Source organism: Petroclostridium sp. X23 (assembly GCF_030013905.1).
In the GTDB taxonomy this organism is placed as follows: domain Bacteria; phylum Bacillota; class Clostridia; order SK-Y3; family SK-Y3; genus X23.
The window spans coordinates 4,427,142-4,443,029 of the sequence record NZ_CP124862.1; the positions used below are offsets into that span (position 1 = coordinate 4,427,142).

Annotated in this window: 12 protein-coding genes; all 12 read left to right on the forward strand. The window is 38.2% G+C overall.

The features are described 5' to 3' along the window. Position 1 precedes the first annotated feature (1 nt). The 12 genes from QKW49_RS20745 (at position 2) to QKW49_RS20800 (ending at position 15,799) form a co-directional block, all read left to right on the forward strand. A complete protein-coding gene (locus QKW49_RS20745; RefSeq protein WP_282864545.1) occupies positions 2 to 976 on the forward strand; it encodes a transketolase C-terminal domain-containing protein in 975 nt (324 codons plus the stop codon). A 158-nt stretch (positions 977 to 1,134) separates the two neighbouring features. Then, complete coding sequence (locus QKW49_RS20750) at positions 1,135 to 1,920, forward strand: SDR family oxidoreductase (protein WP_282864546.1); 786 nt, start codon at positions 1,135 to 1,137, stop codon at positions 1,918 to 1,920. Positions 1,921 to 2,303: 383 nt separating this feature from the next. Further along, positions 2,304 to 5,537, forward strand: coding sequence for an SNF2 helicase associated domain-containing protein (locus QKW49_RS20755; RefSeq protein WP_282864547.1), 3,234 nt, complete (start codon positions 2,304 to 2,306; stop codon positions 5,535 to 5,537). Positions 5,538 to 5,563: 26 nt separating this feature from the next. Then, a complete protein-coding gene (locus QKW49_RS20760; protein ID WP_282864548.1) occupies positions 5,564 to 5,980 on the forward strand; it encodes a bacteriohemerythrin in 417 nt (138 codons plus the stop codon). A 140-nt stretch (positions 5,981 to 6,120) separates the two neighbouring features. Beyond that, on the forward strand, positions 6,121 to 6,495 hold the full coding sequence (locus tag QKW49_RS20765) for a GntR family transcriptional regulator (protein WP_282864549.1): 375 nt from the start codon (positions 6,121 to 6,123) through the stop codon (positions 6,493 to 6,495). A gap of 2 nt (positions 6,496 to 6,497) precedes the next feature. Further along, positions 6,498 to 7,367 carry an ABC transporter ATP-binding protein gene (locus QKW49_RS20770; protein WP_282864550.1) on the forward strand — a complete coding sequence of 290 codons (870 nt, stop codon included), beginning with the start codon at positions 6,498 to 6,500 and terminating at the stop codon, positions 7,365 to 7,367. Further along, the gene (locus QKW49_RS20775; protein WP_282864551.1) at positions 7,360 to 8,019 is read left to right on the forward strand and encodes an ABC-2 transporter permease; all 660 of its coding nucleotides are present in this window, start codon (positions 7,360 to 7,362) and stop codon (positions 8,017 to 8,019) included. Before QKW49_RS20770 ends, QKW49_RS20775 begins: the two co-directional genes overlap by 8 nt. A gap of 1,279 nt (positions 8,020 to 9,298) precedes the next feature. Further along, the gene (locus QKW49_RS20780; RefSeq protein ID WP_282864552.1) at positions 9,299 to 10,369 is read left to right on the forward strand and encodes an NAD/NADP-dependent octopine/nopaline dehydrogenase family protein; all 1,071 of its coding nucleotides are present in this window, start codon (positions 9,299 to 9,301) and stop codon (positions 10,367 to 10,369) included. Positions 10,370 to 10,431: 62 nt separating this feature from the next. Next, entirely contained in the window at positions 10,432 to 11,922 is a 1,491-nt protein-coding gene (argH, locus tag QKW49_RS20785; RefSeq protein WP_282864553.1) for an argininosuccinate lyase, read from the forward strand. A 15-nt stretch (positions 11,923 to 11,937) separates the two neighbouring features. Continuing rightward, complete coding sequence (locus tag QKW49_RS20790; protein ID WP_282864554.1) at positions 11,938 to 12,654, forward strand: GntR family transcriptional regulator; 717 nt, start codon at positions 11,938 to 11,940, stop codon at positions 12,652 to 12,654. Positions 12,655 to 12,680: 26 nt separating this feature from the next. Then, complete coding sequence (locus QKW49_RS20795; RefSeq protein ID WP_282864555.1) at positions 12,681 to 13,724, forward strand: TAXI family TRAP transporter solute-binding subunit; 1,044 nt, start codon at positions 12,681 to 12,683, stop codon at positions 13,722 to 13,724. Positions 13,725 to 13,867: 143 nt separating this feature from the next. Beyond that, a complete protein-coding gene (locus tag QKW49_RS20800; RefSeq protein WP_282864556.1) occupies positions 13,868 to 15,799 on the forward strand; it encodes a TRAP transporter permease in 1,932 nt (643 codons plus the stop codon). Positions 15,800 to 15,888 lie beyond the last annotated feature (89 nt).

Genomic DNA, 15,888 nt, shown 5'->3' on the forward strand with positions numbered 1-15,888 from the left:
TATGGCACAAACTACATTTGACTTTGACCAGATGTTATCTAACGCTAGAGAAGCCTATGGTGAAGAGTTAATGAGAATGGCAGATGACGGACTTGACTTCGTATTTACATATTCGGACAATGTGGCACCATCGTCTTCCGCTGGTAAATTCATTCAGAAATATCCTGACCGCTGTTTTAACTTCGGTATTGCAGAGCCTAACCAAGTAGGGGCATCTGCCGGTTTGGCACTTTCCGGTGAGATCGTATTTGCTCAGGTATTTGGTCCGTTTCTCTCATTAAGAAGCGCAGACCAGATTCATACCGATATTGCGTATAATGATGTAAATGTTCGCTTGATAGGTACACATGCAGGGGTTACTGCAGGGGGCGGCCCTACCCATAACTGTATTGCCGATCTGGCTCTTTATAGGGCGATTCCGAATTTAACCATTGTTGTTCCTGCTGACGCAGGCCAGTGTACAAAAATGATCCGTAAGTCTATGGGATTTCAAGGTCCGATGGTGATTCGAATTGACCGCGGCGGTTCACCAAACGTTTATGCTGACAATGATTATGAGATTGAATTCGGAAAAGCAATTGAAACCATTTCGGGAAATGATTTGACATTGATCTCAGCAGGTTCAAGCGTTTATTGGTCCATGATGGGTGCAAAAATCTTGAAAGAAAGACATGGCATCAGTGCACGTGTCATAGACATGCATACCATTAAGCCTCTTGATACAGAAATGATTGTAAAATGTGCAAAGGAGACAGGGACTATTGTTACTGTTGAAGAACATTCCATCAACGGAGGCTTAGGAGCGGCAGTGGCTGAATGTCTATGTGAAAACGGATTTGGCGGAAATTTTAAAAGGATCGGTCTTCCGGATGAATTTGCAGTACTGGGTCATCCCGATGAGGTTTACAAGTACTACGGTATGGATCCGGAAGGTATCGCAAAGTCTGTAGAAGAACTACTGAATATAGATAAGTGATCTTAGAATGATGAGTTATTATCCTATATAGATAGTGTAAGATAAATGCATTTGTAGGAGCGCCCTGTGGTCGTCCGAATTGTTAATCAATATCACCTCTCCACGACCACGGGGTGCCCCTACTATAAAATATATCCAAGGATTGGAGTGAATTTATAATGGCAAGTGAATTTGATAGTTTTAATATGGATTTTTTTAGCTTAAAGGGTAAAACAGCTATAGTAACAGGAGCCAATCAGGGATTGGGAATGGCCTATGCAGTTGCTTTTGCCAAGGCAGGTGCGGATATTTATATTCCACATCTGACAGACGATATTGCGGAAGTAAAAACACTCATTGAGGCTGAAGGTAGAAAAGTGGCCTTTATACAAGGTGATCTGAGGGATAAAGAATATATTGAAGCAGTTGTGAGCGGCTGCATGAAGGAATATGGGAAGATAGACATTTTAGTGAATAATGCAGGCATTAGTGTATTTGGAGATTTTACAGAATATCCTGATGAAGCATGGGAAAAATGCATAGATATTGATTTGAATGCAGTGTACTATCTCAGCCACAGGGCTGCTAAGGAAATGATGAAAAAAAAGAGCGGTAAAATTATTAATGTCGGTTCAGCACTTTCTTTTACAGCAGATAAAAAGTGTCCGCCATATACGACTGCGAAACATGCTATTGTTGGTTTAACCCGTGTTTTTGCCAATGAATTGGGTGCCTACAACATTCAGACAAATGCGATTGCCCCGGGATTTTTAGCAACCGAGGTAAATAGGGAATTACGTGACGATCCGGCGTTTTATAACAAGATCACAAACCGGATTTCTGCAGGACGGTGGGGGAAGATGGGAGATCTAATGGGTACGGCGGTTTATTTAGCAAGCAAGGCATCTGATTATGTGAATGGGTGGACCATAAGTATCGACGGAGGATTTACAACTACTTTGTAATTATAGATAGCGAAATGTAGACATGTAATTTATCAAGTTATATATCACGCTAACACTTAAGATTCCGTAGGGGAGGACGACTCTGTCCGCCCGAAGACAAGGTAATAGTACAGCGGGTGGACAGGGTCGTCCTCCCCTACGATAATAAAATAGATATATTGAAACAAGAATTAACATATTGGCTAATAATAACTTTAAAGTTTTTTATCTATATCAAGGGCTGTGTCAGAATGAGCTATGACATAGCCCTTAAATATGAAAACATTTCTTAAAAAATGTAAAAAGTGTATCCCTACTAATTACTCATTTACCCTTATATCAATTGTTTAAAATTTCTGCTATAATCATATCATAAGGGCAATAAAGTAAAAAAGAGGGATTACATGTTTCCATTTTCTATTTCGGATCAGATGCTTCACAAACTAGCCGGAAATGTTACAACGTATCATAGAGGACTCATGTATTATATGAGCAAAAGGGTAGCCCATTTCCATTTCGATGAGCAAGACTTGACCATTAATGCCGCGGTTATAGGCAGTAAAGAATACGATATCAGTGTCTTTTTCTCTCGAGGTGGTGAAATATTTGATGTGCATTGTACGTGTCCGGCTTTTAAAGAGAATGCACGTGCTTGCAAGCATATTATAGCGGTTTTGAAAACCGCTCAGCAAAATCATCAAAGAAGGGTTTTACATGTTGTCCGACACCAGAATATGAGTAATGAAATCTTTCAATTCTTCGAGGAGTTTAGAGGAAATGCAGTAAAGACCCAGGTGAAATTGGAAATCACCTATGAATTAGAAAGAGAATACAATGGCATATTGTCCTCTATTTCGTTGCGCGTAGGAATTGACCGGCTATATGTGGTGAGAGATATACAACAGTTTTTAAGCAGTATTTTGAATAATACTTCATTGGAGTTTGGTAAGAACTTTGCTTTTGATCCGGTTATACACGTTTTTTCCCAACAAGATAAAAAAGTATTAGAGCTGCTTATTGACGCATATAAACATGAAAAGATGCTGAACGAAATGTCTTCTGCACCCTATCAGTGGCAGAGTTCACTTAAAGGGAAAAAGGCATGTTTATCTTCTACATCGCTTAAAAAATTTTTTAGAATTATAAAAGATTGCTCTTTTAAAGCCATTATATTTGGAAAGATGAAAGAAGAGATAGCTGTTTGTGAGCAGGATCTGCCTCTGGAATTTGAACTCACGCAGCAAAAGGAGAACCTGCTGCTTGACCTAAGGGAAAAAGATAAGCTGGTTGCGCTTACCGATGATGCAGAATATTTTTTGTTTAAAGATATAATATATCGGGTATCTGAACATCAGCGGATGTATTTTCAACCTTTTCTCAACGGTTTTGTAAAAAATAAAGACCGAGGAATTGTTTTTACAGGTAATCAAAAAGAAAGATTTGTATCAGAGCTACTTCCATTTATAGGGAAAATTGCTCAGGTGACAATGGATAAAGCGATAGAAGAAAATATATACAAGGAAGAGCTTCAGATAAAAATTTTATTTGATAAGTATGGTGAAGGTATTTCAGCAAAAGTAGAATTCTGTTATGGAGATATTAGCATCAATCCTTTTATGGGAGAGCATATATCCGCAACCAGAGATAAGATACTTTTAAGAGATATCGAAAAAGAAAGAAAGGTATTGGTTTTCTTTGAACAGATGGACTTTAAAGTAGAGCAGGGAAGGGTCTATCTTGAAGATGAAAGCAGTGTTTTCGAGTTTATTTATACTATTCTTCCACAACTTCAGGAATATGGAGAGATATTTTACTCAGAAGCATTTAAAATGATGAAAGTGAAAGACCCTCGTGCTTTTTCGGGAGGCATCCGTTTAAATTCTAATACCAGTATGCTTGAATTTTCGTTTGACTATGATGATATTACTTCTGAAGAGCTAGTACAAATATTTGCATCGGTTCATAAAAAGAAGAAGTATTATCGTCTTAAAGATGGTTCTTTTATACCATTGGACGTACCGGAATTGGCACGGATAGCAGAGATGGCAGAATATTTGGATATTTCTGAAAAAGAGTTGAGCACAAAGACGATAGCCCTTCCGGCATTTCGGGCAACCTATGTTGACAGCTATCTTAAAGATGTCGGTTTAGGTCATGTTGAAAGAAGTCTTGCTTTCAAGGAGTTGGTGCGAAATATTGCTCAGCCACAGGAGATGGAATGTGAAACACCGACAGTGGTCAAAGATATTTTGAGAGACTACCAAAAAACAGGGTTTAAATGGCTTAAAACCCTTGCTGCTTATGGTATGGGAGGTATTTTGGCCGATGATATGGGCCTGGGGAAAACGCTGCAGGTGATTGCGTTTGTATTATCTGAAAAGGAAAAAAACTTGGGACCTTCGTTGGTAATTGCGCCAACATCCCTTGTATATAACTGGCAGGAAGAGATACGCAAGTTTGCCCCTGAAATGAGTATTGTAATCATATCCGGAGGGCAGAATGAGAGGTATCAACAGTTAAAAGAAATAGAAAATGCCGATTTTGTGATTACATCATACCCGCTTATACGCCGTGATATAGATATGTATGGCGAATTGAATTTTGCATATTGTTTTTTGGATGAGGCACAGCACATTAAAAATCCGAATACCTTCAATGCGCAATGTGTAAAACAAATTAACGCAAGAGGATATTTTGCACTCACAGGGACACCGATTGAAAACTCCCTTACAGAGATATGGTCGATTTTTGATTTTATAATGCCGGGATATTTGTTTTCGCATGGTAAGTTTAGCAAGAAATATGAAAGCCCGATTATACGCAATAAAGATAAACATGCTTTAAAAGAACTTAAACGGCACATTGCTCCTTTTGTGCTAAGGAGGATGAAAAAGGATGTGTTAAAGGAACTTCCGCAAAAGATTGAAAACAAAATGGCAGCCGATATGACACCGGAGCAGAAGAAGCTGTATCTTGCCTATCTTCATCAGGCAAGGGAGGAAGCGGCAAAGGAAATTGCTGTTAACGGATTTGACAAAAGCCGCATTAAAATTTTGGCGCTGCTTACCAGGCTGAGACAGCTCTGCTGTCATCCTTCACTGTTTATTGACGATTATAACGGTGGCAGCGGCAAGATGCTCCTACTTCAAGAAATTATTGAAGATGCGTTGGACGGGGGGCATAGAGTTCTTCTGTTTTCACAATTCACGTCCATGCTGGAGATGATTAGAAAGCATTTGGAGGATGAAGGAATTGATTATTTTTATTTGGATGGATCAACAAAGTCATATATAAGAGCGCAAATGGTAAGAGAGTTTAATGAAGGAAACGGAAAGGTATTTTTGATATCCCTAAAAGCGGGAGGTACCGGCTTGAATCTTACCGGAGCAGATACGGTCATTCACTATGACCCATGGTGGAATCCCGCTGTAGAAGAACAAGCAACCGATCGTGCCTATCGGATAGGACAGAAAAATGTGGTGCAGGTAATCAAATTGATTACGCAGGGTACTATTGAAGAAAAGATATATGCCTTACAGCAGAAGAAAAAAGATATCATTGACGCGGTAATCCAACCGGGACAAACCATGTTATCTAAAATGACACAGGAGGAGATTCAGTCGTTGTTTGAAATATAAAAATAAAGTCATAAGGAGGGGTCTAAATGTTATTTAAATGGAAGGATGGTTTTAGCTGTAATATTGAAGAAATTGATCAACAGCATAAGAAGCTGTTTGAAATCGGTTCTAGATTGAACAGTATAGTATCTTTACAAGACGGATATGATCACTATGATGAAATCATGGAAGTATTAGGTGAGCTAAAAGACTATACGGTGTATCATTTTGATTATGAAGAAGCCTTATTGAGAAAGTATGGATATGAGGATTTAGAAGTACATGAAATTGAGCACAAGATGTTTGTAGAAAAGTTGATGAAAATTTATAAAAAAGATATAGATGGAAATCAGCAAAAGATTACACTGGATGTTTTAATGTTTGTTGCCGATTGGATTGCAGCGCATATCCTTAAAACGGACATGCAGTATACGGGTTTTTTAAATACCAAGGGTATTCATTAATTTGGCTGATATATTTAAAAAACGAACGCTTTTATTTTTCGATAAAATAAAAGCGTTCGTTTTTTGTTGACAAATAAGTATGAATCATATATACTGTATATATAGTATATATACAGTATATATGATTGGAGGAAACTTTATTGAATATTGTGATATCAAATTCCTCAGACAAACCTATATATGAACAAATCGTCATGCAGATAAAAGATCTAATTATTAATGGAGAACTGTCAGAGGCTGCAATGCTTCCATCTATCAGGAATTTGGCGAAAGAACTCCAAATAAGCGTCATTACAACAAAAAGAGCCTATGACGAGTTGGAAAAGGAAGGATATATTACAACAGTACCTGGAAAGGGAACCTATGTTGCTGCACAGAATAAAGAACTGCTGAAGGATAGCAGGATACGCATCATAGAAGATAAGCTTGCAGAGGCAGTGGCAGCTGCGAAAACGATCTCAATATCCATGGAAGAGATGTATGAAATGTTGAGAATATTGTATGAGGAGGTATGAGTATGACAGCACCTATTTTAGAAGTAAAAAACCTTAGAAAACAATTCGAAGATTTCCAATTAAAGGATATCGATATTGCGTTAGAATGCGGTTATATTATGGGGTTTATCGGCCCTAACGGCGCAGGAAAAAGTACAACAATAAAATTGATTTTAAATTTATTGAAAAAGAACAAAGGCGAAATTAAAATCTTCGGAATGGACCACATTAAAGATGAACAAGAGGTAAAGAACCGGATAGGGTTTGTGCTTGATGAGAACTTTTTTTATGAGGAATTGACAGTAGCTGAAATGAAACGCGTAATAGCGCCTTTATACACGGCGTGGGATCATGACGCATTCAATAGGTATATTAGAGACTTTAATGTACCGTCAGCTAAAAAGATAAAGGATTTGTCTAAAGGGATGAAGATGAAGTTTTCTTTAGCAGTTGCCTTATCCCATCACGCAGACTTATTGATTATGGATGAGCCTACTTCCGGACTGGACCCTGTTATTAGAAGTGAATTATTACAAATATTATCCGAATTTATTCAGGATGATCATAAGGGTGTTCTCTTTTCCACACATATCACATCAGACTTGGATAAAATTGCTGACTATGTAACAATGATCCACGACGGAGAAATTGTCTTTAGTTTGGAGAAAGATGTTCTTTTAGATAATTACGGATTGGTAAAAGGACCTAAAGGAGTACTTGAAGAAGATATGAAGAAGCACTTTATAGGTATCCGGGAAAATCAATTCGGATTTGAAGGCTTGGTAACCGATAGAAAAAAGACCAAGAAAGCTTTGGGAGAAAAAGTGATGATTGAAAAACCTACTTTGGAAGATATCATGTTGTATTATACAAGGAGGGACAAAAATGTTTAGTCTGGTGATGAAGGATATACTTGTACAAAAGAAACAGATGGTGTTTAGTTTTGCATATATACTTTTTGTCATCATCGCATTTCAGGCGATGGGACCCGTCATGTTTCCGGTAGGAATCGTTGCTTTTACCTATATGCTCATTCTGACTTCATGTGCTTATGAAGATAAGAATAATTCGTATGTAATGCTCGCTAGCTTGCCCATAAAGAGATCACGTATCGTTTTATCCAAGTATATTTCCGCGCTGGTTTTTTTAATCATGGGAGTGGTCGCATATGCCATTATGACGCAAGTGATTATTATATTGAAGATACCCTTAAAAACATACCCTATTACGGTAGAAAGTCTTTTAGGTGCAATTGTAGCTTTCAGTTTGCTCAATGCGGTATATTTTCCGATATTCTTTAAAGTAGGATACACGAAATCAAGAATAGTGAACTTTATATTGTTTTTTGCATTCTTCTTTGGGATCAATCTATTTGTAAGTTTTATATATCAGAGCAAAGATAAAGTATGGTTTATCGAAATACAAAAGATATTTTCAAACCAGCCGGACGGAATCATAGGGTTATCATTTTTGGGCGTAGCGGCACTGCTGCTGATTATATCATACATGATCTCGGTCAAGATCTTTAAAAATAGAGAGTTTTAGACCTAAGGAACAGTGAAATAATAAATTCCGAAATTTTCAACGAGGAATTTTTGCGTTAGGCTAGGCGGAGACCTTTGGTAATACTGACGTATGACAAAGGTTGACAACGACGCATGACACAAAAATAACCGTTGAAAAATCGGAAGTCATTATTTTGCTGTTCCTTAGTATAGGAGGGAGCAAAGTGAAAAGAGGTAATCACATTTTTCATGCTATGGTTGTAATATTGCTGATGAGCACACTATTAATAAAGAATTTAGGTTTGGTTGTTCCGGGTATATAGATGTATATGTTGGTAATAGTGTGTATTGTAGATATCTATTTTCTTTTTCGCAGATTGTATTTATAGCAGGATGTGAAAAAGTCTGATTTGGAAAGCACAGGAAGCACAGGGTCAATTCTATTGCTTTTGAAGTATTTCAAAAGCAATAGAATTGACCCTGTGCTTCTTGCTATACTATCTATAAATTTTAATACTGTAAATTGGAGAGCACATTAAAAAATGCAGTACATTTCATAATGAAATGATATTTTTAATAAAATTTGCTTATTATAAAAGAATTTTGCTAAGGAATGAATTCATGATTTTCTCGTACAAAGGGGCGAATTTAATATTGACATTTTAAACCATTAATGTTAAAATTATAATAAAATTATAAGTTGTACCAACAACTAAATGTACGGATGACTATATATATCCTTATTTATAGATAAAAAACTCTAAAAGTAAAAATATAATCATGCGTAAGCAACCTTAAACCCAAGCAATACAAACTCTTAGATTTGGAATATCAGTTGCTGGAGCGTTATTATATTTACAACTTGAAAGTTTTTTACCTATAAAATAGTTTCGAGCATGTATTTTTTCTTGATTCGTGAAGATGTGCTCGAATATATGTCTTGAACTGTTTAATTAAACTTGAAAGTTCTTACACATCTTTTCTTACAGAAGCTTTTGCAATAAGACCTTCCGTCCAGTGCCATATCTCTTTTTGCAGATTTAACTCTGGGGAATAGGGAGGTTGATGCAATAAAATTATTCACTTATTTCTCTTCGCATTATATTAACTTTCTTGCTTATTATTGTAAGGGATACCTGGAATTTGGAGACAGGATAACTTTAACTTTAGAGTTCTTTATCTATATCTATATAAATCGTATAATACATTCTATTAAATTTGAAAAGTTTTAAAATATTAGCATAATGTGGAATAAAAACCAAAGCAAATCTTTAAATAAATCAGCTGTTTAAAATATCAAGTGAATGGAGTGAGTTAAAGTGAAAAAGGGTTTTGTAATCATTGGTGCAGGTAATGGTGGTCAGTCATTAGCGGGTGACATTGTTCTAAGAGGGAAGAACGTTGCTGCAATTTATGACAAGAATCTGCAAGCAGTTGAGGCAATTGCAAAAAACGGTGGAATCAAGATGAGTGGACCGGTTGTACAGGGATTTGCACCTATTCAATGTGCGACTAATAATCTTGAGGAAGCGATGAGTGCAGGAGATGTCTTTCTTGTTGCTATAACCTCTAATTTTCACAAGGCATTAGCTTCTGAAATGGCATCATACATAAAACCTGAACACACTGTTGTTCTTCTGCCGGGGTATGTTGGCAGTTCAATTCTGTTTTCCAACACGTTAAGAAAGTGCGGGGTAAAAGAACTTCCACTAATCGGTGAAGCAGCAAGTTTCCCATATGCGACTAGATTGTTGGAACCGGCTCATGCAGGGATTAAAGCTCGTAAGGTTGCTCTACCGGTTGCGGCTCTGCCTGCAACCAGAAATCAAGAATTTATTAAGATTGTCCAGGAGGCTATTCCCGAAGCATATCTGTCTTCAGATAGCTTAAGTGTAGGCTTTAACAACGTAAACCCTGCTACTCATGTGGCATTTTACTTGTTTAACCTTGGTAAAGTGGAATCCCCGGAATCCAAGAGTTCCGACTTTCATAGCTGGGGAACTCCAACCGTTGTAAGAATCCAGTATGAGATGGACGCTGAGCGTCTGGCAATTATGAAAGCAATGGAACTAGAGACAATATCTTATGATGAGTTTCATGAGATTTGTTATCAAAACAAGCATTATGCGCCAATTCCCCAGGGACAAGGTCTTCCGGCCAGTGCCAGCCAAGCTCCGGACCGCTTTATTGATGAGGATGTTCCAATGGGACTGGTACCTATGTCGGATTTTGGGAAAAAACTAGGTGTACCCACACCTATCATAGATTTATTGATCCAAATGTCAAATGTTGTTAGGAAAAGGGATTTTACTGCTGAGGGATCTACATTAGAGAGTTTGGGCCTTAGCGGAATGAGTATTGAGGAAATCCTGACTATAGTTCGGGGTTAGTACTGATCAAAACTAGAAATGTACAGGATCAGGAAAATTATGATATGGGAGGAAACGTAATTGTGAGAGAAAGATTAAAAGCTAAACCTAGTGAAGTGGTTTGCAAATATCTATTTGCACCAGCCATTTTAGAGGATAGTAAGAGATCCTTCAAAAATATGATTAAAGTAAATCTTGCGCATGTTTTAATGATTAAAAAGCAGGGGATAATCTCTGTAAACGATGCAAAGAAGCTGACTTCATCATTGCTTACGCTTCAAAATAAGGGACATACGGCCTTTGAGCTGGATCCACAGCTTGAAGATTATTATTTTAATATCGAACAGTATATTATTTCACAGGTAGGGTTGGATGTAGGAGGAAAAATTCATACGGGGCGAAGCAGAAATGATCTGCATTCCACCATAAGCCGTATGAATGTCAGAGATTCAATTATACCAATGTATTCTAGGATGTTGGAGCTAAGAAGCACTTTGCTAAAGCTCGCTTCGGATCATAAGGAAACCGTACTGACAGGATATACTCATATGCAGCCGGCCCAACCCATTACGCTGGCACATTACTTTGCAGCCATTGCTGAAGCTGTGGGCAGAGACTATGAGAGATTGGAGAACGCATATAAACGTTTAAATTATTGCACTTTGGGAAGTGGCGCATTCGCAGGTACATCGTTTAATATTGACAGGCACTATACTTCACTATTATTAGGGTTTTCCGGGCCGATTGAGAATAGTTTGGACGCAGTTGCATCGAGGGATTATCTTCTGGAGATTTCCTCCGGTTATGCAACATTCGGCTCTACAATTAATCGCTTTGCCAATGATTTATACATCTGGACCACGGATGAATTTGGCTTCATAGAAGTTGATGATTCCATGGCTGTTTGCAGTAGTATTATGCCGCAGAAAAAGAATCCTATTACACTGGAGCATATAAAGAGCAAGACATCTCACTTACTCAGCGCTTATGTATCTATTTTTACTTGCATGAAGGGAATTCCTTATGGACACTGCAGAGATTTGGCAGCAGAAAGCATTCGTTTATTCTGGGATGCTTCGGCACAAATGGAAGCAATTTTAGAATTGCTTAATGCTACACTAAAGACAATGAGAATAAGGCAAGAAACTATGAAATCCCGGGCCAATTGCAATTATTCTACAGTGACCGAATTAGCGGATGAATTAGTTAGAAGGGAGGGTGTTTCTTTCAGAGTAGCACATCAAATTGTGGGTGAAGTCGTAGGAAATTGCATAGATTCAGGATTGCCAGCCACGGATATCACCATTGATATGGTGCAGGCAGCGGTTAAGGACTATACTGATCAAAAATTTTTATGGACTCAGGAGCATTTGAATTATGTACTAGAAGCAACGAACTCTGTATGTAATAAGTTAAGTCTAGGTTCACCTGCTCCGGAAGAATGTCAGCGTATGATTGATAATTCAGAAAACCGGTTGGTTAAAGATAAAGAAACATACCGCGATCTGGTTAATAAGTTGCAGCAATCATATGACAAGCTTTATAAGGAGGTGAATCAAATAAATATTGATTAAGGAGATTGCAATGATATGAATAAACTAAAGCAAAGAGGTATAGCCTTGTATTATCAAATCGAAGAGTATATACGTGAAAAAATCGAAAATGAGGAATGGCCAAAGGGTCATCAGATTCCTTCAGAGCCTGAACTTTCCGATTATTTCAAAGTTAGCCGCTCTACAATACGTCAGGCAATATCGGATCTTGTCCACCAAGGTCTGCTGATACGAAAGCAAGGTTCGGGTACCTATGTGGCAGAGCCGTCTTTTATGGGAGATTATATTAAGTCTTTTAAATCTTATTTCCCTGAAGAATTGGGCAATAGCCACAGATTGTTACAGATTAATCATATAGATTGCTCCTCCACAATTGCTCAAAGTTTAGGATTAACACCGGGTAGCAAGTTAACGGAACTTTACAGGCTTAGATATCTTAGGGATGAGAAGGAACCTGCCTTACTGGAAAAATCCTATTATGAAAGTGCTCTTTTTCCGGGTCTGGAAAGGGAAGAGTTGAGTGGAAGAATATATGATATCATCGAAAACAAATTCGGGATTAAACTGATAAGGGCCAAAACGCTCATTGAACCTGTGCTGCTGACGGTAAATGAAGCTGTTATACTTGGGACTACCCCTGCTTTACCCGTATTACTATTATCTAGAATTTGTTATACCAACCAGGATAGGCCGGTTATATTGACTAAAAGTTTGGTTAGATCAGACAAATGCAAATTACAGATTATGGATTAAAATTATTATTATTTGGAGGGATGAAAATGAAAAAGTTTATGCTGATATCTCTGGTGTTGCTTATCACTTTATCGCTAATGGGATGTAATGCAAATACTCAATCACCTAGTAATAATTCCCCTAGTAATGAATCACAGAAACCCGCTGCTGATGATACAAGTAAATCTTCAAGACAATTGACACGCATGCTGCTTGGAACTTCCAGTGCAGGAGGAACCTACTATGTACTGGGTGGCGGATGGTCAAAAATTATCAACAATAAAGTCAACAATGTTGAAGTAGGTGTAGAAGTTACCGGAGGTCCGAATACCAATATCCAACTTATCGAAAAGGGCGAGATGGAGTTAGGGTATGCTACCACATGGCTTGCAGGAGAAGCTTTTGCAGGTGAGGGATGGGCACAAGGTGAAAAATATCAAGAGATTCGTGCGATGTTTCCCATGTATAGCAGTGTTCTTTACATATATACCCTAAAAGACAAAGGCATTAAAAGTGTATATGATTTTGAAGGTAAAAATATTAGTGTAGGAGCTCCGGGGGCAACGAGTGAACTAGCCGGCAGAGCTGTTTTGGATGTATTGGGTATAAAACCAAAATCTATCAGCAGCCTTCCTTCTGATGCACAGATAAATGCACTCAAAGATGGTACCGTTGATGCCAATTTTGGTGTGACGGGTCTTCCGGCACCCTGGCTGCTCGACCTGGAAACAACACATGAAGTGGAGTATATCCCTCTTTCCCAGGAAGACATGGGAAAAATACTAAAAGAATACCCCTACTGGTCACAGGGTGTTGTTCCGGATAAAACATACAAGCACCAAACCGGGGATATTCCCGTTATTACATTCTGGAACATGTCAGTCTGCGATAAGGATATTACCGATGATATCGTTTATGATTTAGTGAAGACAACCTTCGAGAGTTTGGAGGAGTTGGTTGCCATCGACCCTACATCCAAGAGCACAATTCCCGAGAATGTTGCAAACTGCACGATACCTCTGCATCCGGGTGCTTTAAAGTATTATAAGGAGAAAGGTATTAACGTGCCTGAAAAATTGATTTCGAAATAAGATGACATTGTAATTAATAGGCAGGAGAAGCTGGATATGGACGAACTACTACTTCTCCTGTCTATTCGTTAAACCAAATAAAGTGTATGGATAATAGAATGCGCAACCTCATCAAGGCTGCGTTCAGAGTGGAGGTCAGTATATTGAAAAAAAAAGATGATATTGATATTCAGGAGCTTGAAAATGAAGGTCTGCCAAAGCGCGAATTGGTAGGCGGATGGAGTAAGGTTATCTTCATAGTAGGTGTGTTCATGTCACTTTTCCATATATATAGCCTGGCAATACATCCCATTAATCCTTGGGTTCTTTACTCAGCACATATAGGGTTTGGATTTATATTGACTTTGGCGCTGTATTGTGGAACAAAAAGAGCTACAAAAATAGCCATTCCAATTTATGATCTGATTTTAATGGTATTATCAATTTTCTCAGTACTGTATATGATTACACAAAGAGATACAATTATACATAGGATAGGAGTATCTCCTACACCGCTGGATTTGGTAGTCAGCATCATCATTGTAGTGCTTGTACTTGAAATCACCAGAAGAACATGTGGAAATATTCTGCCTTTCATTGCAGTTGTATTTATATTTTATGCCCATTTCGGCAAATATCTTCCCGGAATATTAGGGCATAGGGGATATTCCTGGTCCAAGATACTCAGTTATTTAATTGGTATGGATGCAATATTCAGTACGCCCATAGGAGCTTCTGCAAATATGGTATTTCTTTTCATTGTATTTGGTGCCTTTCTGGGTGCATCCGGTTCGGGAAAATTTTTTATTGATCTTGCTTTAAGTGTATCAGGCTCACAACGTGGAGGGCCTGCTAAAGTGGCTATCCTATCCAGTGCTCTCTTTGGATCTGTCTCAGGTAATTCAGTGGCAAACGTCGCTTCTACAGGTTCTTTTACTATTCCAATGATGAAATCTATCGGTTACCGGCCGGCTTTTGCCGGAGCGGTAGAAGCATGTGCGTCTACCGGCGGTCAAATTATGCCTCCGATTCTTGGATCTGCAGCTTTTATTATGGCTCAATTGATTGGAGAACCTTATACCAAGATTGTCTTGGCTTCAATCATTCCGGCATTCTTATATTTTTATACCGTATATTTGATGGTTGACCTTGAAGCAATCAAATATAATTTAAAAGGAATGCCAAAGGAAAATTTGCCTTCATTCAAATATGTTGCTACCCACCAGGGATACTTAATTTTACCCTTACTTGTATTAATTATCTCGCTGTCTGTTTTAAATATGACCCCCATCCGTTCATCCATATATGCAATAATAACTGCAATAGCTGTAACCTATATCAGAAAAGAAACCAGAATGGGTATTAAAGGCATATTGACTGCATTGGCCCAAGGCGCATATTCTTCCGTTGGTATTATTTCAGCCTGTGCAACTGCGGGAATCGTAGTTGGTGTACTGAATATGACAGGTGCAGGATTGAAATTTGCTTCTGCAGTTATCTCACTATCTATGGGGATTTTGCCATTGGCGCTATTTTTGACAATGCTGGCAAGTATTGTGTTGGGGATGGGTTTGCCTACAACAGCTTCTTATCTTATATGTGCAGCAGTAACGGCTCCTGCGCTTGTTCAGATGGGACTTTCACCATTGGCTGCACATATGTTTGTGTTCTATTTTGCTTGTATCTCTGCAATTACTCCACCGGTAGCCTTAGCTGCATTTGCCGGGGCAGGAATCGCCAAAGCAAAGCCGATTGATGTAGCCTTTACAGCCTGTAAGATAGGCATATCAGCTTTTATTATACCTTTTATGTTTGCCTATGGGCCATCTCTATTATGGGGGACGTCCTTAAATAGGATTCTATCTTCGGCTATTTCAGCTACTATCGGGGTGACAATGCTTTCCTTTGGCTTGCAGAAAAGAGCTTTCAAAATAGAATTAAATACTATTGGAAGTGTTATTATTACTGCTAGCTCTTTACTGTTAATCAAGCCGGGGATTATGACCGATACCATTGGTGTCATCGCATGCTCTCTTGTAATTATTGTTACATTACTAAGAGAAAAAGTAAAGAAGGAGGCAAAGGAGACGGCATAGAGAAGCTCGCATGACGGGGACTTTGACGACAGAAACTTAGTATTTACAACGAGAGTATCAGCTCAGTTACTATTCGAAGCTACTGAAGA